Genomic DNA, 23153 nt, shown 5'->3' on the forward strand with positions numbered 1-23153 from the left:
CGGCACACCCGCTAAGGCATCCTAGGAAGATAGGTAGTGGGAGGGTCGCCTGTCGGCCACGCCGCACGATGGTTAACTGACCGCATGGGAGAGCTCCTGCTGATCCGGCACGGCGAGACCACCTGGAGCGCCAGCCTGCGGCACACCTCGTACACCGACCTGGAGCTGACCCCCGACGGCGAGCGACAGGCCCGCACCCTGGCCGCGTTCCTGGCCGGCCGGCGCTTCGTCACCGTGCTGAGCAGCCCCCGCTCCCGGGCGCTGCGCACCGCGCAGCTCGCCGGGCTCACCGTCGACGGCGTCGACGAGGACCTCAGCGAGTGGAACTACGGCGAGTACGAGGGCCGCACCACCGTCGACATCCACGACGACGATCCGCACTGGAACATCTGGACCGACGGCTGCCCCGGCGGGGAGTCCCCCGCGCAGGTGGGCGAACGGCTCGACCGGGTGCTGGCCCGCGTCACCCCGCTGCTCGACCGAGGCACCGTCGCGCTGGTCGGGCACGCGCACAGCCTGCGGGTGCTCGGTGCCCGCTGGATCGGTCTGCCCCCGTCCGCCGGCGGGCGGCTACGCCTGGAGACCGCCACGGTCAGCGCGCTCGGTCACGAACACGGCCGGCAGGTCATCCTGCGGTGGAACCAGCCGGCTCCTCCGGCGCCCGGGACCGCGACCGACTCGGTGCCGCAGAGCTGATCTTCGGCGGCCGGTTCTCGTACGGCGTGGACAACACCACCGTCGTCCGGGTCGTGACGTTCGCCGAGGTGCGGATCTCCTGGAGCACCCGCTCCAGGTCCGTGGGGCTGGCCACCCGCACCAGCAGCAGGTAGAAGTCCTCCCCCGCCACCGAATAGCAGGAGTCGATCTCCGGCAGGTGGGCCAACCGCTCCGGAGCGTCGTCCGGCTGCGACGGGTCGAACGGCCGGATCGCCACGAAAGCGGTGAGCGGCAGGTCCAGCGCCTCGAACGACACCCGGGCGGCGTACCCCTTGATCACCCCGCGCTGCTCCAGCCGACGGACCCGCTGGTGCACGGCGGACACCGACAGCCCCACCCGCTCGGCCAGGTCGGTGTACGACAGACGGCCGTCGGCGGTCAGCGCGGCGACGATAGCGCGGTCGATCTCCTCCACGGCGTGCAACCTACCGGGAAAACCGTCGCACGGCGACGAGGTACCCGAGTGGCGGACCGCGGTGGGCCTCCACGCACCCACCGCAGCCCCACCACGTACCGTCGTCAGCCCTTGGCCAGAGCCCGGGAGATCACCATCCGCTGGATCTGGTTGGTGCCCTCCACGATCTGCAACACCTTCGCCTCACGCATGTACCGCTCCACCGGGTGGTCGGCCACGTAACCCGCGCCGCCGAGCACCTGCACCGCGTCGGTGGTCACCCGCATCGCCATGTCGGTGGCGAACAGCTTCGCCTTGGCCGCCTCGATCGAGTACGGGCGTCCGGCGTCGCGCAGCCGGGCCGCCGCAAGGGTCAGCGCGCGGGCGGCGGAGATCTGGGTGGCCGCGTCGGCGAGGAGGAACCCCAGCCCCTGGAAGTCGATGATGGAGCGCCCGAACTGCTGGCGCTCCCGGGCGTAGGAGACCGCGTAGTCCAGGGCGGCCTGGGCCAGCCCGACCGCGCACGCCGCGATGCCCAGCCGGCCGGAGTCCAGCGCGGACATCGCGATGGTGAAGCCCATCCCCTCGCCGCCGATCAACCGGTCGGCCGGCACCCGCGCCTCGTCGAAGGCGATCTGCGCCACCGGGGAGGCGCGCAGCCCCATCGTCCGCTCGGCTGCCTGCGGGGTGATGCCGGTCGTGCCCGCGTCGGCGAGCAGGCAGGAGATCCCCTTCGGGCCGGGCCCCCCGGTGCGGCAGAAGACGTTGTAGAAGTCGGCAGTGCGGGCGTGGGTGATCCATGCCTTGGTGCCGGAGACCACGTACGCGTCGCCGTCGCGATCCGCCCGGGTGGTCAGCGCCGCCGCGTCCGAGCCACCCTGCGGCTCGGAGAGGCAGTACGCGCCCAGCAACTCGCCACCGAGCATGTCCGGCAGCAGCTTGCGCTGCTCGTCGCTGCCGAACGCCGCCACCGGGTAGCAGGACAGGGTGTGCACGCTGACCGCCTCGGCGACCGCGAGCCAGCGGCTGGCCAGGATCTCCAGCACCTGCAGGTACACCTCGTACGGCTGCGCCGCGCCGCCGTACTCCTCGGGGTAGGGCAGGCCGAGCAGGCCGGCGCGGCCCAGCGTGCGCAGCACCTCACGGGGGAACTCGGCGCGTTCCTCGAAGGCGGCGGCCTTCGGCGCGAGCTCGCCGTCGGCGAGCTCGGTGGCGAGACCCAGCAGGTCGTGGGCCTCGTCGGTGGGGAGGATCCGGTCGACAGTCATAGCGCGATGAGCTCCGTGGGGGTGGTGTTGAGCCGTTGCACGCCGTCCGTTGTGCAGACGACGATGTCCTCGATGCGGGCGCCGTGCCGGCCCGACAGGTAGATGCCCGGTTCGATGGAGAACGCCATGCCGGCCTCGAGGGGTCGGTCGTTGCCGGCCACCAGGTACGGCTCCTCGTGCCCGTCCAGACCGATGCCATGGCCGGTGCGGTGCAGGAACGCGGCACCGTAGCCGGCGGCGGCGATCGGCGCCCGGGCGGTGTCGTCGGCCGCCGCGCCGGTGATCCCGGGCCGCACCGCCGCGACGGCGGCGCGCTGGGCGTCGCACAGCACCGTGTAGTAGTCCAGGAAGTCGGCCGGCGCCGACCCGCCCGCCAGGTAGGTGCGGGTGCAGTCCGAGCGGTAGCCCGACGCCATCGTGCCGCCGATGTCGACCACCACCGGCTCGCCGACGCCGATCGGCCGGTCCGAGGTGCCGTGGTGCGGACTGGCTCCGTTGGGCCCGGCCGCCACGATGACGAAGTCGACTGTGACGTGCCCGACGGCGCGGATCGCCGCGGCGATGTCGGTGGCGACCTCGGCCTCGGTGCGACCGGGGCGCAGCCACTCGCCCATCCGCAGGTGCACCTCGTCGATCGCCGCGCCGGCCTCGGCGAGCGCCGCGACCTCTGCCGGGGACTTGCGGATCCGCAACTCGCGCAGCACCTCCCCGGCGAGCCGTTGCGCGGCGTCGGGCAGCGCCGCGCGCAGGCCGAGGACCTGCTCGGCCCACATCCGGTCGGCGAGCCCGACCGCCGCGACCGGGCCGTCGAGGGCGGCGACGACCAGGGGGTACGGGTCTGTGCCGTCGACGTGGTCGACGATGCGCACTCCGGTCGCCGGCGCGGGGGACGCCTCGGCGGCCGGGCGTTCGAGCCGGGGCACGACGAGGGTCGGCTCACCCTCGGCGGGCAGCACCAGGCAGGTCAGCCGCTCCCCCGCGTGGGCGTCGTACCCGGTCAGATACCGCAGGTCGGAGCCGGGCGTGAGCAGCAGGGCGTCCAAGCCGGCTGCGGCCGTCGCGCGCTGCGCAGCGATCAACCGGTCCGGTGGATACAGCTCGTCGATTCCCACCCCGTCAGCTTAACGGTCGTTTGGGCAAACCCCATATCGACACCGATCGTCGGAAAATCCATCGACGTTGATTGACGCGGACAGTTAACACTCTTTAAGATTTGGCTGCCTCGAGGCCCACCCGTCCCTGCGTCCGCCCGCACCCCCGCCCGCGACAACCCTGCGCGGGCGGGTGTCGTCCCCCGCCCACGGGAAGGCCCCCGATGTCCTCACCACTGCGCCGCGCCCTCGCCGCCGGCCTGCTCGCGCTGGCCACGGCCGGCGCCACCCTCACCGTCACCAGCGCCCCCGCGCAGGCCGTCGTGCTGCCGAACAACTTCAAGAGCGTCGGCTACATGCCCTCCTGGGCCGGCAACATCAACACCATCCAGTACAACAAGCTCACCCACATCAACTACGCCTTCGTCCTGCCCAACAGCAACGGCACCCTGCAAGGGGTGGACGGGGCCCGGCTCTCCTCGCTGGTCTCGCAGGGGCACGCCAACAACGTCAAGGTCTCCATCGCCGTCGGCGGCTGGAACGACGGCAACGACTCGGCCTTCGAGACGCTCGCCGCCAACGCCACCAGCCGCACCAACTTCGTCAACAACCTGGTCAACTTCGTCAACCAGTACAACCTCGACGGCGTCGACATGGACTGGGAGTACCCCGACGCGGGCGCCTCGGCCAACAACTACACGGCGCTCATGACGCAGCTCAGCAGCGCCCTGCACAGTCGCGGCAAGCTGCTCACCGCCGCCGTGGTCAGCGAGGGCGGCAGCGTCCAAGGCGTCCAGACGGCCGTGTTCAACCAGGTCGACTGGCTCAACATCATGGCGTACGACGGCGGCAGCCCACACGCCAACTACGACTGGTCGATCAACAGCATCAACCTGTGGAAGGCCCGCGGCCTGCCGGCCAGCAAGGCCCTCCTCGGCATCCCGTTCTACAGCCGCCCCGTCTACTACAACTACTCGTACCTGGTCGGACTCGACCCGGCGAACGCCAACCGGGACTGCGCCACCATCGGCGGCAGCCAGCAGTGCTGGAACGGCATTCCGACCGTCAAGCGCAAGACGCAGTGGGCGCTGGCCAACGCCGGCGGCGTGATGAACTGGGAACTGTCGCAGGACACCAGCGGCTCGACCTCGCTGCTCAGCGCCATGTACGACACCATCATGGGCGGCACCACCCCGCCGCCGACCGGTCGCACCGGTCAGATCACCGGGATCGCCGGCAAGTGCGTCGACGTGGCCTCGGCGAGCACCGCCAACGGCGCCGCCATCCAGCTCTGGAGCTGCAACGGCACCAACGCGCAGACCTGGACCGTGGCCAGCGACAGCACGCTGCGCGCCCTCGGCAAGTGCGCCGACATCACCAGCGGCTCCACCGCCAACGGCGCGAAGGTCCAACTCTGGGACTGCAACGGCAGCGGCGCGCAGGTCTGGCAGGCACAGTCCAACGGCACGCTGCGCAACCCGCAGTCGAACAAGTGCCTCGACGCCAGCGACAACAGCTCCGCCGACGGCACCCGGTTGCAGATCTGGGACTGCTTCGCCGGCGCCAACCAGCGCTGGACGCTCCCGGCCTGACGCAGCGCCCACAGGTTCCCCGGACCAGCTGGCTCGTAGTGCCCCCGGTCGACGCGAAGGCGTCAGCCGGGGGCCCCGGCATGCTCACCGACCACTGTGAGCATCTCCTGCACCGAGGCGGCCGGGTCGGTGACCGGGAACTGCACGGCCCGCACCACCGCCGTCGGGTCGACCAGCAGGGTCAGCCGCTTGAACCGGGTCACCCCGCCCGCGCGGAACACCGGCAGCAGCAGCCCCGCCCCCAGTCGGCCGTCCTCGTCCGACAGCAGCGGAAACGGCAGTTCGGCGTACGCGGCGAAGTCGGCGAGTTGGTCGGGCCGCTGCGTGCTGATGCCGTACACCCGGACCCCGGCGGTCACGAAGTCCGGATGACGCTTGGCGTACGTGGTCGACTCCAGGGTGCACCCCCGGGCGCCGGGAATCTCCGCCCAACCGGGCGGATAGCCGTGCGTCCCCGGCGCGTACGCCCCGGGAAACAGGTAGAGGACCGTCCACGCGGCGGTCGCGGCCACCGCCACCGGTTGCCCGTCGGCGGCGGGCAGGACGACCTCGGGCAACCGTCGGCCGACCAGGTCGTGCGCGCGGCGCGCCTCGGCCGAGCCGGCGTCGGCCGTCGCGGTCACGTCACCGTCGCCCATCAGGTGCCTCGTTCCCCAGTCCTGCAGCGCGATCAGCACCGGCAACAGCCCCTCACCCCTCGCTGTGAGCAGATAGTCGTACCGCGGTGGGTGTCGCGAATACGGTCTGCGCTCCAGCACACCGTGCTCGACCAGGGCGCCGAGGCGCTCGGTCAGCGCCCGCCGGCTGACGCCCAGCTCGCGTTGGAGCGCGTCGAAGCGGGTCGTCCCGCCGGCGACGTCCCGCACGATGAGGAACGTCCACCAGTCCCCCAGTACGCCGAGCGCCTGCGCGATGCCGCAGTCCGCATCAGCAAGATCCTCTCGCCGCACCGGCTACCTCCATTGGTCCCGTCCCGACTATAGTCCGTTCCGGATTGGAACGCTCTGCATCGACGACCGGCAGCGGTCCGCGCGTCGGTTTCCCTGATCGAACGCCACCGGTAGCCATAGCCTGGAATCGGGGAGCCGCCCGGACTCCCCGACCGGGAGGATCGACGTGGCAGCGAACCAGGCGAGCAGGGCGGCGACCCGCCGTCGCCGCCAACTGTGGGCCGGGGTCCTCGCACTCGTCGGCCTGGTCCTGCTGGTCATCGGCGTCACCGTCGCCGACGGCGTCGCGGCCTGGGTCGAGGTGGTGGTCGCGATCCTGCTGCTGGTGACCAGCTACGTCGTGCAGCGCCTGGCCCGACGGGAGACCCTCTACCGGCCCGACGAGCGACGCTGACACCACCAGCGGCCGGGCGTACGCCAGATCGTCGGACGGCTGTGCCAGGCTGTCCGGCGTGGCACACCGACCCCCGATCCTGCTGATCGACGCAGCCAGCCTCTACTTCCGGGCCTACTTCGGCATACCGGAGTCCGCCGCCAAGGCCGAGGACGGCACCCCGGTCAACGCGGTGCGCGGCTTCCTCGACATGCTCGCCACCCTGATCCGGGTGCGGGGCGCCGACCGGATGATCTGCGCACTGGACTACGACTGGCGCCCGGCGTGGCGGGTCGACCTGCTGCCGTCGTACAAGGCGCACCGGGTCGCCCCGCAGGGCGGCGAGATCGTTCCGGACACCCTCTCCCCGCAGGTGCCGATGATCCTGGAGGTGCTGACCGCGGTGGGCATCACAGCGGTCGGCGCGACCGGCTACGAGGCGGACGACGTGCTCGGCACCCTCTCGGTGACCCAGCCCGGCCCGGTCGAGGTGGTCTCCGGCGACCGCGACCTGTTCCAACTCGTCGACGACGCCCGACCGGTCCGACTGCTCTACGTCGGGCGCGGCGTCGCCAAGCTCGACGACTGCGACGACGCCGCCGTACGGGCCCGCTACGGCGTGCCCGCCGACCGGTACGCCGACTTCGCCGCACTGCGCGGCGACCCGAGTGACGGGTTGCCCGGGGTGGCCGGCGTCGGCGACAAGACCGCCGCACGGCTCATCGAGCGGTACGGCAGCATCGCCGGCATCCTGGCCGCGCTCGACGACTCCGACTCGTCCTTCGCACCGGGTCTGCGCGCCAAGCTGGTCGCGGCGCGCGACTACCTGGGCGTGGCACCGACGGTGGTCCGGGTCGCCCTGGACGTGCCCCTGCCGGAGCTGCCCACCGCGCTGCCGAGCGCGCCGGCCGACCCGGACCGGCTGCTCGAGCTCGCCCAACGATGGAACCTGGCCGGCTCGGCCCGCCGCCTGGTCGACGCCCTCGCCGCCCCCCGTGGCAACGGGAAGCCGTCGACATCCCCACAAGCGGGGTAACAACCACCCGACACAACCCGGTTGAGGGACGAGCGGGCGAACGCGGGATCCCGGGCTCGCCCGCTCGTTACCGTCCGTAGAGGTGGACCGGACAGGCCCATCGAGTCGAGCGGTCCGCAGGAGTATCCCGTGCACCTCGCCGCGCCGGAACCCGGATCGCCACGGGCCAGCGGTCCCCCGGTGCGCGACCCGGAGGGCCCGCGCCGGGTCACCCTCCTCGAACTCTTCTTCGACCTGGTGTACGTGGTCGCACTGGCCCTCATCTCGCGGGGAATGGTCGACCAACTCGACTGGCACCGGGCCGCCGAGGCACTGATCATGCTGGCCGCCGTCTGGTGGACCTGGGCGATCACCACTCTGGTCACCGACCTGTACAACCCGGAACGCACCGAGATCAAGCTGCTGATCAGTGCCGTGATGTTCGGCGCGTTGCTGATGACCACGGCGATCCCGGAGGCGTTCAACGATCGAGGGCTCGTCTTCGCCGGCACCTACGTGGCGATCCACCTGGGGCGTGGACTGTTCCTGATGCCGGCGGTGCGCCGCGAACCGCAGACCCAGCGTCGGGCGGCCCGCATCTTCGTCTGGTTCACGGTGTCGGCGATCCCGTGGCTCATCGGCGCATTCGTCAGCGGGGACGCCCGGATCGTGTGCTGGGCCATCGCGCTCGCCATCGACTACCTCGGCTTCCGGCTCGCGTACCCGGTGCCGGGGCTCGGGGTGGTGCCCGAGAAGCAGCGCAACGTCACCGCGGAGCATCTCTCCGAGCGCTACCAGCAGTTCTTCATCATCGCGCTCGGCGACGCGATCCTGACGATCGGCACCATGTTCAGCATGGAGCACAACGAGGCCGAGAACATCGGGGCCTTCGCTGTGGCGTTCCTGACCACGCTGCTGCTCTGGCGGATCTACGTGCACAAGTCCGGCGAGCTGCTGCCGACCGCCATCCAGGCCGCCGAGTCGCCCAGCAAGTTCCTGTTCAGCGCGCCGTACACCCATCTGTTGATGATTTCCGGCGTGGTCACCACGGCGGCCGGCTTCCACCTGGTGCTGCACGAGCCGACCGGACGGATCCCGCCGGCCTGGCTGGCGGTGATCCTCGGCGGTCCGGCGCTGTTCCTGGCCGGCCGGGCCTCGTTCGAGTACGAGGTGTTCAGCCGGGTGTCGTGGTCCCGACCCGGCGGGGTGCTGGCGCTGCTGACCATCGCCCCCGGCCTGCTGTACCTGCCGCCGGTGTTCGCCTCCCTCGGTGGGCTGCTGGTGCTGGTCGGCGTTGCCTACGCGGACTTCCGGCGTAGCCACGGCAAGCCGCCGGAGGCCCCGTCACCGCCGCACTGAACCAAACCCGCCATTCACCGCGGAATCGGGCCGGCCAGCAGCCGGCCGGCGTCGGGCACGTACGGCTCGACACCCAGACCGGTGAGCAGTTGATGCACGGTCGCCGTCGCAGCGGTGAGCACCGGGCGGCCGAGACTGGCCTCCACCTGCGGCACGGCCGCCAACGACGGCAGCTGAACGCAGGCGGAGAGGACCACCGCGTCCACGTCGGTCACGTCCAGCCGATCGGCCAGCTCGACCAGCCGCGCCGCGGGGATGCGCCCGACCGCCACGTTGTCCGGCTCGCAGAGGCTCACCGCGTCGGTCACCTGTACGCCGTAAGCGGCGAGGTAGGCCGCGACGGTCGCGGTCAGCGGCGGCAGGTACGGCGCGATCAGGGCCACCCGGCGGGCACCCAGCGCCCGCAGCCCGGCGACCAGCGCGCCGGCACTGGTCACCACCGGCATGTCGTGCCCGGCGCGACCGGCCGCGCGGCCCAACCGCCGCTCGGCCCGCTCGTGCGCGCCGGCGCCCTCGCACATCACCGCCACCAGACAGGCGTACGCGAGCACGTCGCAGCGGGCGTCGGCCAGCTCGGCGGCACACCGCAGGGCGGAGCGGTTCATCCGGGCCAACTCGTCGGCGGTCACCTGACGCAGCCGTACCCGGCTGGCGTGGGTGGTGAAGCGGACCGTCGGATCGACGACCTCACGTCGGCGCAGCATCTCCGGGATCTCGGTTTCCATTGTGGTGTTGGAACTGGGCACCACCAGGCCGATGCGGTAGCCGCTCACACCAGTGCCCCGGCGTACCCCCGGACCTGCAATCGATCCCGGGCCCCTCCGGCCAGGCGCACCTGCAGGCCGAGCGGCGCGGCGGCGCGGCGGACGTCGTCCAGGTGCAGCGATCCGTGCCGGTCCACGGTGAGCACCGGCGGTTCTTCGAGGTCACCCTCCGGCGCGTGGAACGAGAGCAGGGTGACCGAGGTGGTGAGGTAGCCCGGGTACGCGGCGCGGGCCGCGGCCTCGTCCCGGTGGACCAGCATCACCAGATCGTCGAGGTGGGCGAAGTCGGCGGCGAGGGCGCCCGCCTTCCAGTGCGCCGGTTCCTCCGCCGCGCCGGTGAGATGCCGGGAGCGGTTCGCCGAGGTGATGTAGAGGTGATCCGTTCCGGTCTCGGTGAGCGCCCGCTCGAAGAAGGCGTTGGACGGGCAGGTCAGCCCCGGCGCGATCACCTGGGTGGTCCGCATCCCCTGGTCGATCTGGGTGAGATGCTCGGGGAGCCGATCCGCCGCGGGCCCGCGGAAGCCGAAGGGCCCGGCCCCGTAGAGGGCGTCCATCAGCGCCCGCACCCGACCGACCGGCAACCGCGGCGAGATCCGCGTCCAGTCGAACATCCCGGGAATCCGGCCGATCGCGGTGGTGATGCTGCCAACCTGGTGTGCCGGTCGGCCCTTGGCCAGGTTGACCCGGCCTACGGTCGCCGCGTCGGGACGCGTCACGATGACGTAGAAGTTGGCGAACGCCGCCGCGACGATCGCGCCGCCGGCAAGCGCGCGGGCCGCGACCGCGACGTCCTCGGGGCGGTCGATATACAGGGGCGGTGTCGGGGCGTCCATGAGTCCTCCTCGGCGGGGCCGTGAGGCAGTTCTACGTCCACTCACCCGGATGACGGCGAGGTCGGTCGCCGATCCGATAGCCGACAGGCGCTACCCGGTGCGGGCGGCGGATGCCTGGGCGGTACACAACGGCGGACGGCATCGGCCGGATGGGGGATCCGGCGGGGGTCGTAGCACGCAACCGTTAGGCGCGCGACCCGATTGGGTACAACGGCTGCACCTCAGATCCACCACATACCCCCAGGAGGCAGCGATGCGCGGCACCTCGATTCTCGGAGTCATCGTCGTGATCTGGTTGGTGATCGGCGCCATCGCCGGTGGCCAGCGCGGTTATTACAGCGGCGACGACACCAACTGCGCCGAGGCCGGCACCATCCTGGTCACCATCGTGGCCGGGCCGTTGAACTACATCGGCGCCAACCCGAAGGTCGACTGCAAGCTGCCCGAGCCTTCCAAGTAGACGACAGACGTACCCCGGCCCGTGCCCCCGCAGTGGGGGTACGGGCCGGTTCCGTTCTGTGTCCGCGGCACCGCCAGTGAGCCTCAGAAACACACCTCGACCGTCCTCCACCGCGCCGGCAGCTCCGTCCTGATGAGGACCTGCTGCCGTCTGCCGTCGTGGGCGGCACACCGCCTAAGGCGTCCTAGGAGGCTGGTTTGCGGCTCGGCGGCGTTTGTCCGCGCCGAGGCCGGGAACCGCCGATGCCTCAGTCAGCGAACGGGATCGGGAGTGTGGGCATGCAGATCGGCTACAAGCTGGCCTCGGAGGGGTACGGCCCGCAGGAGATCATCCGGCAGGCCGTCCTGGCCGAGCGGGCCGGCTTCGACTTCGTCGAGATGAGCGACCACTTCCATCCGTGGCTGGACGCTCAGGGGCACTCGTCCTTCACCTGGAGCGTGCTCGGCGCCATCGCGGCCAAGACCACCACCCTGCGCCTGGCCACCGGGGTCACCTGCCCGACCGTCCGTTACCACCCGGCGATCATCGCGCAGGCCGCAGCGACCATGGCACTGATCTCCGACGGCCGGTTCACCCTCGGGGTGGGCGCCGGAGAGCGGCTCAACGAGCACGTGGTCGGCCAGGGCTTCCCCAGCGTGCGGGGGCGACACGAGCGACTACGCGAGGCGCTCGAGATCATCCGGCTGCTCTGGCAGGGCGGCTACCAGTCGTACGAGGGCCGGCACCTGCAACTGGAGGACGCCCGGATCTTCGACCTGCCGGACACCCTGCCCGTGATCGCGGTGGCGGCCAGCGGTGAAGCGTCGGCGCGGCTCGCCGCCGAGTTGGGCGACGGCCTGTTCGCCACTGAGCCGGACGCGTCGATCGTCGAGCACTACCGCCGCGCCCAGGGTGCGGGCCCGCGCTACGCCGAGGTGCCACTGGCCTGGGCCACCGACGAGCAACAGGCGGTTCAGGCGGTGTTGCAGACGAGCCGGTGGATGGTCACCGGCTGGAAGGTGATGAGCGAACTGCCGAACCCGGTCAACTTCGACGCGGCCAGCGCGTACGTCGAGGAGAAGCACATCCGGCAGCTCTTCGCCATCGGCCCGGACCCGGAACCGCACGTCGCCAAGGTCCGGTCGTACGTCGAGGCCGGCTTCGACCACATCGTCCTGCAGAACGCCGGCCCCGACCCGGACGGCTTCCTCGACTTCTTCGCCGGCGACCTCTCCGGCCGGCTGCGCGCCATGGGTTGACGCCGTGCTGAGGAGCAGGTCGGCAGCGTCGGTGGCCACCGGGATCGGCGGTCGGCGCGGGGCCGAGGGTGTCACGTGACGACGGAGCACCGCCCGCCCGGACGATCGTCCGGGCGGGCGGTGCACTCAGGATGAATATGCTCGGGATGGTGCGCGGGTCGACGCTCAGCGGAAGCAGTGTGCGATCGGCACCTGGCTGCCCTCGCAGTTGGTCGGCTCGTTCTCGACCACCACGCTCTCATCGTCGATCTTGACTTGGGCGTGCATGCCGAAGATGCCGCCGGGCTTCACCGTCGACGCGTTGTGGGTGACCTTGCTGGTGTAGATGGCAACCGAGCCCGCGCTGGCGTAGATGCCGCCGCCCTGGGACGCGGCGCCGACAGCCTCGTTACGGGTCACGTCGCTGCCGCGAACCAGCAGGTTCGCCTTCTCGGCGTAGATGCCTGCTCCGAGGCCGTGGGTGGTGTTGCCGTCGATCACACTGTCGTCGATCGGCGTCAGGCCCTTCACTGTCGAGACGCCGCCGCCGTTGACTGTGGACGTGTTGCCGCGGATGGTCATCGTGCGCATAACCAGCACCGCGTCGGAGTTGGCGGCACCGCCGCCGACCTGCGCGGTGTTGTTCAGCAGCTCGGTGTCGGAGACCTTCGTCCGGGCCGAGAAGCTGGCCAGCCCGCCACCCTGGGCGGCGCTGTTCTGGGTGAAGGAGACGCTCTCCACGTCGGCGGCACCACGGTAGTTGCCCAGCCCGCCGCCGTAGGCGTTGGCGCTGTTGCGGTGGAACTCCGAGCGCTTCAGCGTCAGCACGCCGCCGTTGAGCAGGCCCCCGCCCTTGCCCGCGGCGCCGGAGGCGCTGTTGCCGACGAACGTGGAGTCGGTGACCACCATGTTGCCGTCGTTGAAGATGCCGCCGCCGCCCCCCTCGGGCGACAGCGAGGTGCTCTGCGTGACGGTGACCCGTTCGACCACGGCGGTGGCGCCGTGCACCACGTGCACGCTGCCGCCCTCGATGGCCGAGCGGCCGTTGTGCAGTTCCACGTCGCGAAGGGTCAGCTCGCCGCCGTCGCGGACGGTGAAGAAGCGGAACGAGGCGGCCTGGGCGGCCCGGGCGATGGTGGCGCCCGCGCCGTCGATCGTGATCGGCTGGTAGATCACCGGCAGGCCAGCGGTGTCGTCGGCCGGGTTGTGCGGCGGCGCCTCGGCGTCGCCGGGTGTCTCCGCGGCGTCGGCGGCCTCCCGGGCGTCACGGATCCCGCCGTCGTACTGGTCGGTCTCGTGGAACGCCTCGGTGAGGGTGTAACGGCACTTGGGCGCGAGCCGAAGTTCGCCGCCGCCCTCGGCGTTGGCAGTGACCAGCGCCGCCACCAGCTTCGCGGCGTCGCACGGCACCGACACCACGCCCCGCTTGCCGGTGCCCGGGGTGGTAGGGCGGGCCCGCTCCGCGTCGTCCTGGCCGGGCTGCGGACCCCGCCGATCGCCGTCGCGGCGGTCGTCGTCGGCTGCCGGGGTCAGCCGGGCCAGACCGGGGAGGGTGAGGGCGCGGTCGGCGGCGGCGGCCGCTCCGGCCGCTCCCACGACGAGGCTCCCCGCCAGCAAGCCGCTGGCTAAGAACCATCGGGAGCGCCGTCTGGGTCGGTTCGCGCGGTCTCCCTCTCGGTACGTGGACATCAACGGTGCCTACCTTCCTGCGTACGTGACGTGGCCGCGCGCCGATTCGGGCGCGGGGGGCTCGACGTGTTCGCCGGCTACCAAACGTCACGATAGGTCCGCAATATGGACAGGAAGGTGTGAACGTGAATAGTGCCCTCTTTCATCTTCAAAGCTGTCAGAGCGGCATCGAGGTCACCCGCCGACGTGGATGCCGGGTCGCCGCAGCGGGTCCCGTTCGGTCCGGCGGATGATCTCCCGCACCACCGGCGGGGTGTCCCCCCGGCCCAGGATGAGGTAGCGCGCCAGGTGCGCGATCGGGCTGCCCTCCGACCACTCGAAGTGCGCGTGTGGCCGGACCCCGGTGGCGTCGCGCAGGGCCAGCAGGATCGCGGCGATCGCGTTCGGCGCCGCCGGGCTGTTGGCCCGCAGCACCCGGAAGCCGCCCACCTCGATCCCGTGCACGCGCAGCACCTGACTGAACTCCGACGGATCGACCACATCGATCTCCAGGAACAGCACGTCCGCGGCCCCGGGCACCGGATTCATCCCGCGCTGCGCCCGCTCCTTGAGCGTGTACTCCTTCACCGACCCCTTCTGCCGCTTGTTCGCGATCAGGTGCAGCTGCCCGTCGTGCGCCAGCGAATCGGTGATGAACCGACGGGCAGCCTCGTCGAACTCGATCCGCTCGGCGCGCAGCTCGGTGGTCCGGGTGACCCGGGAGACCAACGAGACCACGATGATGCCGAGGATGAACAGCGCGGAGATCGTGATGCCGTCCGGCTGTTCGATGACGTTCTCCAGCAGCGCGTACAGCAGCACCAGGGTCAGCACGGTGAAGCCGATCGCGGAGCCACGCCGGTGATGACGGGCCGCGGAAATCGTCACCGCCACCGCCCCGGAGACCATCATGGCCAGGATCCCGGTGGCGTACGCCCCGGCCTGGGCGTTGACGTCGGCGCGGAAGGCGATCGTGATGGCGACGCTGACGACGGTGTAGACGATCACCACGGGGCGTACCGCCCGCGCCCACTCCGGCGCCATGCCGTACGACGGCAGGTAGCGCGGCACGATGTTGATCAGCCCGGCCATCGCCGAGGCGCCGGCGAACCAGAGGATGAGCACGCTGCTCACGTCGTAGACGCTGCCGAACACCTCCCCCAGGTAGGCGTGCGCCAAAAACGCCAGCGCCCGCCCGTTCGCACCACCGCCCGGCCGGAACTCCTCCGCCGGAATGAGCGCAGTGGTCACGAAGGTGGTCGAGATCAGGTACACGGACATGATCAACGCGGCGGTGGTGAGCAGCCGACGTGTGTTGCGGATCCGGGCGGCGAGCCGGGCCTGCTTGTCCGGGCCGTCGGCCGCCACCAGGGGCATCATGCTGACCCCGGTCTCGAAACCGGACAGCCCCAGCACCAGGAGCGGGAACGCCAGCACGGCGGTGAACAGCACCTGGCCCGGGCCGCCACCGGTCGAGGTCACCGCGGCCGTCCAGTTCGACACGATGTCCGGGTCCTCGACGATCCGGGCCACCGCGACCACGACGATCACCGCGTTGAGCACCAGGAAGACCGCCACCAGCGGGATGGCCACCACCACCGCCTCGCGGAACCCGAGCAGGAACACCCCGCCGAGGATGAGCAGCAGCACCACAGTCACCACTACCGGCACCAGCGACCCGTGCAGGACGTCCGGCAGGTACGGGTTCTCCAGCAGGTGCACTGTGGCGTCGGCAGAGGAGAGGGTGATCGTGATGATCCAGGAGGTGGCCACGAAGCCGAGCAGCACGAGGACGAAGATCTTGCCCCGCCAGAACGGCAACAACCGCTCCAACATCGCCACCGAACCCTGGCCGTGCGGGCTCTCGTGGGCCACCCGCCGGTACATCGGCAGCATGCCCAACAGGGTGAGCACGACGATCAACAGGGTCGCCAGCGGGGAGAGCGCCCCGGCCGCCACCGCCGCGATGCCCGGCAGGTACGACAGCGTGGAGAAGTAGTCCACGCCGGTCAGGCACATCACCTGCCACCAGGCGTGCCGACGGTTCTGTCCCTCGCTCGCCTCGGGGCCGGGCGGCTGCACCTGGTGCTGAAAGAGCCACCGGCGCAGCGGGCTGGCCGGCGGCGCCGAGCGGGCCGGAGTGGCCACGCGTTCGGGCACCACGATGCCCTGCCGGCCGCCCCGGTGTGGGCGGGCTGGATCGCGGGCCGCCCGCAGCGCCGGGTCCGGCCCGCTCGGCGTGTGGCGGCGCCCGTTCCAGCGCCGTGGTTTCGCCCGGTGCTCGTCAGCCATCGCCAGTCCCACCCTCACAGGTCCTGATCTGACGGTAGGCGGTGCCCCGGCGCCCGATCGGCGGAACCGGGCACCTGTTCGGGCTGCTCAGGACAGGTCCGCGACGGCGAGCAGCCGGGCCAGCGCGGGTGGGTCGGCGATCGTCACCGTGGCCGCCGGGTGCCGGGGCCGCCCCCCGGGCACCAGCGCCGGCACCGGTACGCCGAAGCGCAGGCAGATCCCGCCGGCCGCACTGCTGCCGAAGGTCGCGCCGCCGTCGGCCAGCGACAGGTGCGGGCCGATCGCCCGCCACCAGCGGTACGGCCCGCTCAGTTCGACGGCGGTGACGTTGTCCCGGTCGGTCCGCAGTCGCCACGGGCCGTACCGGATCATCAGGTCCCGTTCGGTGACGACGACCCAGGCGGTCGTCGGACGGACCCCCAGCAGCGCCAGCATCGGGCGGAACACCGGGTCGAAGCGGAACGGGAACCGGGCCACGACGCCGGTCATCGGGCGCCGGGCCGAGCGGTGGGTCGCGACACCGGGCCGCCCGGCCGCAGGGGGCCGGGCCGCGCGGGCCGGGGGCGGGCGGCGGGCCGGCGCCGGGCCAGGACGGTCATGGCGCGGGCGTACCCGATCCCAGCCCGCCGACACCCCCGGATCCGCACGCCGTCGACGTGACCCCCCGTTCGGCGCTCCCCCACCGCCGGCCGGCACCCCCCGGGCCGGCCGACGGTGGCAGACGGTCGACACCCCCCGGGCCGACCGGCTGTCCCCTGCGTGACCGACCCGACCTCGGGCGGCCACGCGGGGTGGAACTGGTGGGACGCGCCCCCGCGCTCCGCCGCCCCCCACGGGGCGGAGCGCGGGGGCCCCCCGTCCCGGCTACTGCAGGAACGCCCCGAGGGGCGAGAGCAGCAACCGGCCGAGCGCCGCGGCGTTGTCGTCCAACCGTGTGCGCTCACACTCGCGGGCGTCCGGATCGTGCCGGCACCGCCAGATCTTCTGCGCGTTACGCCAGGCGACATCGCGGGTGTACTCGACCAGTTCCCCCTGGTACCAGTCGTCGATGTCGCCGTTGAGCATGTCGATGAGCAGCTGCCACCGCTCCAGGTAGCCCCGGCGAAGGCCGGGGATCTTGTCCGCGAAGATGTTGTTGATCTCGAGGTAGTCGTGGTGCTGGTCGCTGCCGTCGACCGGCTCCGACTCCAGGTGGTCGAACGTGGTCACCAGGGCGAACGGCAGATCGAAGTTGATGTGCGCGTTCACCCCGGCCGCCGCCGACGGCAGCGGACGGGCATCCGGCCCCCGCATCCGCTCGAAGAGGCACGACCACGCCTTCGGGGTGCCGGGGCTGGAGTCGGTCCACAGCCGCATCGCGTCGAAGTACCGGGCGGCGAACTCGACGTCGAGCCGGGAGAGGAAGACCGGATCGATGAAGCGGTCGTCGTACAGCCCGTCCAGCACACTGCTGGTGATGGTCAGGTAGAGCTTGTTGAAGTCAGCGAGAGGGCAACTGGCCTCCAACGGCGGCAACCGGACCAGCATGTCCTGGAGCTTGGTCAGATGATCGACCACGGCCGGCACGTCCGCGGGATGATCGGCGAGCAGGTCGACGATGTCCCGGTGCACGGGCCCCCAGACCGGTTCGATCATTTCTCCTCCATTGTGGTCGGCGGCATCCCCCGTGCCGTCGTCGACGCGGCCCAGCCTCTCAGCCGACACCGGGCCACCGGATCAGTAAAACGACGTATCCCGGCGCGCACACGCGCCGGGATACGTACTTCAGTGGTCGGGTCGGTCAGCTTCGTTGGTTGCGCAACTGGATCGCGCTGGCCTGCACGCGGGTACGGACCTGGAGCTTGTCGAAGATGTGTGACACGTGCACCCCGATGGTCCGCTCGCTGATGAACAGCCGCTGCCCGATCTCCCTGTTGGTCAACCCCTCGGCGACCAGGGCGAGCACTTCCCGCTCCCGGGCGGTGAGCGCCGCCAACTCGTCGTCGGACGCCTCGACCGGGACGCCGCGCGTGCCGGTGGTGCTGTCGCGCTCGTCCAGCGACACCCGGGCCCGCCCGGCCAGCTCCCGGATCTCCGAGGTCAGCGGCACCGCGCCCAACCCCTGCGCCACCCGGTAGGCCTCCCGCAGGAGCTTGCCGGCGGTGGCCACCCGGCTGCGCCGAGCCAGCAGCGCCTCGGCCTGCCGCAGCCGCGAGTAGGCCGCCGGATAGGGGTGATTGCGTCGATCCCACTCGGCCGCCGACGCGGCCCACAGCTCCGGATCGCTGCCGTCGAGGCGGCTCACCTCGGCGGCGCACAGCGCCAGGAAGCCCTCCACCACCGAGCGCACCGGCCGGGCGGCCCCGGCGCTCTTGCGGGCCACCCGCTCGGCCACGTCCCGTAGCCTGCGCACCGCCGTCGGGTCCACCTCCACCGTGCGGCTGGCGTGCGCCTCCGCCTCGGCGCGCAGGCCGTGCCAGACCAGCGCGGAGAGGATCATCACGTCGTCGGAACGGCTCTCGGTGAGGCCGCGCTGCACCGCCTGGCGGGCCACGTCGTGCCGGCCCTCCCACATGGCCAGCCCGGAACGCAGGGTGAGCAGCGGAATGACGTGTCGCGCCCCGCCGCCGGCGAGCAGGGTCGCCACCGCGTCGAGGTCCCGACCGGCGGCCTCGATGTCGCCGTAGCCCACCGACAGCCGGCACCGGGCCAACAGCAGCTCCACGGCGTCCGCACCGGACGGTCGGTGCCGCAGGGCGGCGGCCACCACCTTCTCCGCCTCGGCCCACTGGCCCACCCGGAACAGTCCGTTGATGGCGATGGCCAGCAGCCGGGTGCCCCAGGTGCGGCCCAACCCCAGCTCGGCCACCCGTTCGGCGCCCCGCCGGGCCACCACCACGCCCTCTTCGAGGACGTTCAGCGGCCCGGTCAGCAACTCCGCCAGGTGCAGGTACGCGCAGGCCACGTCCTCGGGCTGGCCGGCACGCTCGGCGGTGTCGAGCGCGTCGCGCATGACCGCCAGACCCGCGTCCGGGTCTTCCAGACAGGCGTCGCTGAAGCCCAACGCCGAACTGGCCAGCACCACCTCGGTGGCCGAGCCCGCCACGTTCTCGGCCAACGCCAACGCCTCACGGGCCCGCGCACCGGCATCGGCGTAGCGACCCAGGTGCAGCAGCAGCTCGGCCAGGCGGGCGGCGGCGCTGGCCCGGTCCCGAGGAGAACAGTCCTCCGCCTTCAGCGCCCGCTGGTATTCCTCCTCGGCCAGCGCGGAGCGACCGGCGGCGGCCAGGTAGCGGGCCCGGCGGATGTGCAGCGCGCAGCTCGGCTCACCACCCCGCAGCGTGGCCAATTCCTCCAGCAGGGCCAACGCGCGGGCGTGCTCCCCACAGTGGTGAGCCGCCTCGGCGGCGTTCTCGAGCAATTCGACCCGGTCCACCGTCAGCGGGCCCGGCTCGGCGGCCAACTGCAATGCGGCCGACCAGTGCCGGTGCGCCTCGGCGTAACCGTGCAGCCGCTCGGCCTCCTGGGCGGCGGCCACCGCCGCCGGCAGGGCGCGCGCCGGCTCGCCGGCCAACCGCCAGTGGTGCGCCAGCCGGGCCTGGTGCAGCTCACCGGGCGCCGTGGTCAGCGCCTCGGCGTAGCGGCGGTGCAGCCCGGAACGCTCGGCCGGCAGCAGCTCGTGCGCCAGCACCTCGGCCACGAGACGGTGCCGCAGCCGGTAGCCCTCGTCGGCGCCGACCAACAGCCGGTGCGCCACCGCCGCCCGGGCCGCGGCGATCAGCTCGTCCTCCGGCATCCGCAGCACCTCGGCCAGCAGCCAGTGCTGCACCGGCTCGACCCCGGCGGCCACCGCGTGCACCACGGCGTGCGCGTGCTGGGGCAGCGCGTCGACCCGGTCGAGGAAGATCTCCCGCAGCGTCTCGGACAGGCCGTCGCGGCCGTCGCGCAGATCCCGGGCCAGCTCCTCGATGACGAACGGGTTGCCGCCGCTGCGCTGCCACACCTGCTCTGCCGCGTCGGCGGTCAGCGTCCGGCCGACCACCGCGGCGGCGAGCGTCTCGGTGTCGGCCCGGCCCAGCGGCGCCAGGTCGAGCACCCGCACCGTGCGGAGTCGACGCAGCTCGGTGAGCACCCGGCGCAACGGGTGCGCGCCCTGCAACGACTCGGCACGCACCGCCGCCAGCACCGACAGCTGAAGATCGCCCAGGCCGGCGAGGAGGTAGAGCAGGAGCTGCCGCGTGCTGCGGTCGACCCACTGGAGGTCGTCCAGGATCAGCACCAGCGGGCGACCCTCGGCGATCAGGTGCAGGCCACGGGAGACGCGCTCCAGCAACGCGCCCGCGCCGTCCGGCCCGGCGGTCTCGTCGGCGAACATCTGCAGCAGCCCCCGCACCGCCGAGGAGGTGCGGGCGGGCGAGGTGGACACCTCGGTGTCGAACCGGCGCAGCGCCTGCAACAGCGGGTGCAGCGGGGAGGCGTCACCGATGTCCAGGCAGCTGCCGGTGAGCACCACGGCGCCCCGCTCCCGTAGGCGGTCGCCGATCTCGCCCAACAGCCGGGTCTTTCCCACACCGCTCTCGCCGGTGAGGAAGACCGCAGCGGTCTGCCCGTGCGCGGCGTCACCGAGCAACGCGGACCGAACCGTCTGCACCAGCTCGGCCCGGCCCACGAGCGGTGCGGTGTCCACATCGCTGGCCATGCCACGCAGCCTAATCACAGGGCCCCATACCGTTCTACGTCCGCCCACCGCTTGTGGTACTCCTCGCGTCGACTTTGCGACTAAAGGTTGCAGGTGGCCGACATACGTCGTTCGGCAGATCCCCCGTCGGCCCAGGAGTGCCAATCTCCGGAGGTGATCAGGCAACCGCGGGGAGAAAGGCCGGTGCGACACCCATGACCACCAGCATCATCGTCGACACGCAACGGACCGTCACCCCGCTCTGGCCGGTACCCCAGGAGAGGCGCGTCGTCACTGTCCTCTTCGCGGACATCGTCGGCTCAACGGCCCTGGTGGACCGGCTCGACCCCGAGGACGTCCGAGCGTTGCAGCGGGCCTACTTCGACACCGTCGCAGGTGTGCTGCACCGCTGGCACGGGGTGGTGGAGAAGTACATCGGCGACGCCGTGATGGCGCTCTTCGGCGCTCGGCACTCCGACGGCTTCGACGCGTACCGGGCAGTGCGCGCCGGGCTCGAGATCCAGGCCGCGCTGGACCGACGGCCCATGGTCGACGGCATCAAGCTGCGCGTCCGGGTCGGTGTCGCCACCGGCGAGGTCGTGGTCGACCTGGGCGACGTCGTCACCGGTGGGCACGGCGTGGCCAGCGGCGCGGTGATCACCACCGCGGCCCGCCTGCAGGAGTACGCCGCACCCGGTGCCGTCGCGCTCTGCGCGGCCACAGCGCGCGCCACCGCCGGCCTGATCACCCAACGTCAACTGACGCCGGTGCCGGTCGCCGGCCGGGTGCCGCCGGTGCCGGTCTGGCACGCCGTCGGTCCGGTACGCCCCGGCGCCGACCGGCACGACGGCCCTTTGATCGGTCGACGCCGCGAACTGGCCACCATCCGCGACCAGTTGGGCGCGGCCATCCGAAACCGGACGCCACGCTGGATCTCACTGGTCGGCCCCACCGGCAGTGGCCGAAGCCGGCTGCTGCACGAGCTGACCCGTGGGCTGACCACGGTGGACGGATTGCCGGTCCGCTGGTGCGTGGCGACCTGTCAGCCGTACCCCGATCAGGTGTTGGCGCCGGTCGCGCACCTACTACGGGGCCTCGCCGGGATCCGGCACAGCGACGGCCCGGCGGCGGTCCACGACCGGCTCGTCGCCACCCTGACGCCGCTGTTTCCGCCGACCCGGGTGGCCACCGCGGTCCCGGCGCTCCAGCGGATGCTGACCACCCCGGACGGCTCGGCCGCCGCGCTCGCCGGCGCGGCGATCTGCCGCGAGGTCCTGCTGCGGCTGGCCGCCCACCGGCCGCTGATCGTGGCCGTCGACGACCTGGACCGGGCCGCGCCCGCGGTGAGCCGCTTCCTGCACGCGCTGTTCGGCGCGGCTACGGAGCGCGGGCTGCCGCTGGCCCTGCTCACCGTGCACCAGCCGCAGTGGGCCGACACCCGCCCCGGTCCGGCCCGCCAGATGACGATCGGACCACTGGCCACGGTGCAGTCCGGACGGCTGCTGCGCCACCTGCTCACCCGGGCCGGGCAGCCGGTGGCCCTGGTCGACCGGCTGCTGCCGCTGGTGGGAGGCCGCCCCGGGCACGCGACGGCGTACGTCACGTCGCTGGTGGACGGCGCCGATCCGGCGGCGCTCCCGCTGCCCGAGGCGGTACGGCGGGCCGTCGGCGCGGAGCTGGATCACCTCGACGGTGAGCGGCGGGCGGTGCTGATGGCCGCCGGCACCCTCGGCGGCCTGATCTCCGGGGCGGCCGTGGACCGGGCACTCGGCTGGACGCCCGGCCGGTCCGCACCCGCGCTCCGCAAGCTGGTCGCCGCCGGGCTGCTGCTCCCCCACCACATCGACGGGTACGCGTTCGCCGCTCCGGCGCTGCGCCAGGTCGCCGCCGAGCGGTTGCCCCGCGCCCTGCGGGCCGTCTTCCAGCGCCGCGCTGCCGGCGCGACGCACCTCGACACCGTGCACCGGGAGACCGACCCGGCCGCTGGTGCGGTCAACGGTTCGGCGGCGAGGAGTGCGGAGATCGTGCGCCTCGACACCGTCGGCGCTCGGACCGGCCGCCTCGACGCCGTCTTCGCGGCGCTGGCCCCGGCAGGGCCGGGCGGTGCCACCGGCCCGACCGCGCTGAGACGAGGCAGTCCCAGCCCGACGATGGCCACCCGTCCCGCCGCGTCGGGTCCCGCCGCCGACCGTACGGCGGGCCCACGCCGGCTCCGAGCCGTCGCCTCGGCGGGCGACGTACCGCCGACGCCGGCCGCAGCGGTGTCCCGACCTGCGCTCGGTGCGGGCGGTAACCCGTTCCGGGACCTCAAACGGCCCGCAGCGCCGATCCGCCCCACGCCAGCGAGTTCGACTGGGCACTGGACACTCGCCGACGCCGGCACTCCACGGGGCGTGGTGCGGGCAATACCCCGCCCACCGTTGGTCCGCCCACTGGAGGGCCTGCCCGCCTCCGCCTGACCCCGAGGATCACTTGATGCCCGGCAGCCGAACCGACCCCTCGA

Annotated in this window: 19 protein-coding genes; 8 read left to right on the plus strand and 11 right to left on the minus strand. The window is 72.2% G+C overall.

The genetic code is table 11. From position 1 onward, the window contains the following. Positions 1–84 precede the first annotated feature (84 nt). Positions 85–696 carry a histidine phosphatase family protein gene (locus FB453_RS07280; protein ID WP_145788530.1) on the plus strand — a complete coding sequence of 204 codons (612 nt, stop codon included), beginning with the start codon at positions 85–87 and terminating at the stop codon, positions 694–696. On the opposite strand, the gene FB453_RS07285 is transcribed toward FB453_RS07280, so the two are convergent. The 3 genes from FB453_RS07285 to FB453_RS07295 form a co-directional block, all read right to left on the minus strand. Further along, the gene (locus tag FB453_RS07285; RefSeq protein WP_091398289.1) at positions 626–1132 is read right to left on the minus strand and encodes an Lrp/AsnC family transcriptional regulator; all 507 of its coding nucleotides are present in this window, start codon (positions 1130–1132) and stop codon (positions 626–628) included. The two genes, FB453_RS07280 and FB453_RS07285, sit on opposite strands and share 71 nt — an antisense overlap. Positions 1133–1236: 104 nt before the next feature. Continuing rightward, positions 1237–2379 (minus strand): acyl-CoA dehydrogenase family protein, encoded by a 1143-nt coding sequence (locus tag FB453_RS07290; RefSeq protein WP_145788533.1) that lies wholly within the window; start codon positions 2377–2379, stop codon positions 1237–1239. Continuing rightward, entirely contained in the window at positions 2376–3491 is a 1116-nt protein-coding gene (locus FB453_RS07295; RefSeq protein ID WP_145788536.1) for a M24 family metallopeptidase, read from the minus strand. The genes FB453_RS07290 and FB453_RS07295 overlap by 4 nt, the downstream gene beginning before the upstream one ends. 203 nt (positions 3492–3694) lie before the next feature. Between FB453_RS07295 and FB453_RS07300 the strand changes: the two genes are divergently transcribed. Next, positions 3695–5062: a glycosyl hydrolase family 18 protein gene (locus FB453_RS07300; RefSeq protein ID WP_145788537.1), complete on the plus strand. Its 1368-nt coding sequence runs from the start codon at positions 3695–3697 to the stop codon at positions 5060–5062. 62 nt (positions 5063–5124) lie between these two features. On the opposite strand, the gene FB453_RS07305 is transcribed toward FB453_RS07300, so the two are convergent. Further along, positions 5125–6012, minus strand: coding sequence for a winged helix-turn-helix transcriptional regulator (locus FB453_RS07305; RefSeq protein ID WP_145788539.1), 888 nt, complete (start codon positions 6010–6012; stop codon positions 5125–5127). Between the two features lie 166 nt (positions 6013–6178). On the opposite strand from FB453_RS07305, the gene FB453_RS07310 reads away from it, so the two are divergent. The 3 genes from FB453_RS07310 to FB453_RS07320 all read left to right on the plus strand — a co-directional run bounded on the left by FB453_RS07310 (position 6179) and on the right by FB453_RS07320 (position 8759). Further along, positions 6179–6406, plus strand: coding sequence for a hypothetical protein (locus tag FB453_RS07310; RefSeq protein ID WP_145788542.1), 228 nt, complete (start codon positions 6179–6181; stop codon positions 6404–6406). A gap of 58 nt (positions 6407–6464) precedes the next feature. Continuing rightward, positions 6465–7421, plus strand: a complete 957-nt coding sequence (locus FB453_RS07315; protein ID WP_145788544.1) for a 5'-3' exonuclease — start codon at positions 6465–6467, stop codon at positions 7419–7421. 180 nt (positions 7422–7601) lie between these two features. Further along, positions 7602–8759 carry a low temperature requirement protein A gene (locus FB453_RS07320; RefSeq protein ID WP_486480192.1) on the plus strand — a complete coding sequence of 386 codons (1158 nt, stop codon included), beginning with the start codon at positions 7602–7604 and terminating at the stop codon, positions 8757–8759. 14 nt (positions 8760–8773) lie between these two features. Here FB453_RS07320 and FB453_RS07325 read toward each other — a convergent pair whose 3' ends face one another. Continuing rightward, positions 8774–9532: an aspartate racemase/maleate isomerase family protein gene (locus FB453_RS07325; protein ID WP_145788549.1), complete on the minus strand. Its 759-nt coding sequence runs from the start codon at positions 9530–9532 to the stop codon at positions 8774–8776. Beyond that, entirely contained in the window at positions 9529–10356 is an 828-nt protein-coding gene (locus FB453_RS07330) for a hypothetical protein (RefSeq protein WP_145788550.1), read from the minus strand. The genes FB453_RS07325 and FB453_RS07330 overlap by 4 nt, the downstream gene beginning before the upstream one ends. A 253-nt stretch (positions 10357–10609) precedes the next feature. Here FB453_RS07330 and FB453_RS07335 point away from each other — a divergent pair, with 253 nt between their 5' ends. Next, positions 10610–10816 carry a hypothetical protein gene (locus tag FB453_RS07335; RefSeq protein WP_007460667.1) on the plus strand — a complete coding sequence of 69 codons (207 nt, stop codon included), beginning with the start codon at positions 10610–10612 and terminating at the stop codon, positions 10814–10816. Positions 10817–11094: 278 nt separating this feature from the next. Beyond that, positions 11095–12054 carry a TIGR03557 family F420-dependent LLM class oxidoreductase gene (locus FB453_RS07340; protein ID WP_112734519.1) on the plus strand — a complete coding sequence of 320 codons (960 nt, stop codon included), beginning with the start codon at positions 11095–11097 and terminating at the stop codon, positions 12052–12054. 165 nt (positions 12055–12219) lie between these two features. Here the strand turns inward: FB453_RS07340 and FB453_RS07345 are convergent, their stop codons facing one another. From FB453_RS07345 to FB453_RS07365, 5 genes are all read right to left on the minus strand, one after another. Further along, on the minus strand, positions 12220–13722 hold the full coding sequence (locus tag FB453_RS07345) for a hypothetical protein (protein WP_145788552.1): 1503 nt from the start codon (positions 13720–13722) through the stop codon (positions 12220–12222). 174 nt (positions 13723–13896) lie between these two features. Then, positions 13897–15993 carry an amino acid transporter gene (locus FB453_RS07350; RefSeq protein ID WP_222431325.1) on the minus strand — a complete coding sequence of 699 codons (2097 nt, stop codon included), beginning with the start codon at positions 15991–15993 and terminating at the stop codon, positions 13897–13899. An 87-nt stretch (positions 15994–16080) separates the two neighbouring features. Further along, positions 16081–16482 carry a hypothetical protein gene (locus FB453_RS07355; protein ID WP_145788553.1) on the minus strand — a complete coding sequence of 134 codons (402 nt, stop codon included), beginning with the start codon at positions 16480–16482 and terminating at the stop codon, positions 16081–16083. A gap of 375 nt (positions 16483–16857) precedes the next feature. Next, on the minus strand, positions 16858–17628 hold the full coding sequence (locus FB453_RS07360) for a DUF5995 family protein (protein WP_091398349.1): 771 nt from the start codon (positions 17626–17628) through the stop codon (positions 16858–16860). Between the two features lie 145 nt (positions 17629–17773). Further along, positions 17774–20671: a helix-turn-helix transcriptional regulator gene (locus FB453_RS07365; RefSeq protein ID WP_112601062.1), complete on the minus strand. Its 2898-nt coding sequence runs from the start codon at positions 20669–20671 to the stop codon at positions 17774–17776. Between the two features lie 194 nt (positions 20672–20865). Between FB453_RS07365 and FB453_RS07370 the strand changes: the two genes are divergently transcribed. Continuing rightward, the gene (locus FB453_RS07370; RefSeq protein ID WP_145788555.1) at positions 20866–23109 is read left to right on the plus strand and encodes an AAA family ATPase; all 2244 of its coding nucleotides are present in this window, start codon (positions 20866–20868) and stop codon (positions 23107–23109) included. The last annotated feature ends 44 nt before the right edge of the window (positions 23110–23153 follow it).

The sequence above is a fragment of the Micromonospora sp. CNZ322 genome, assembly GCF_007827755.1.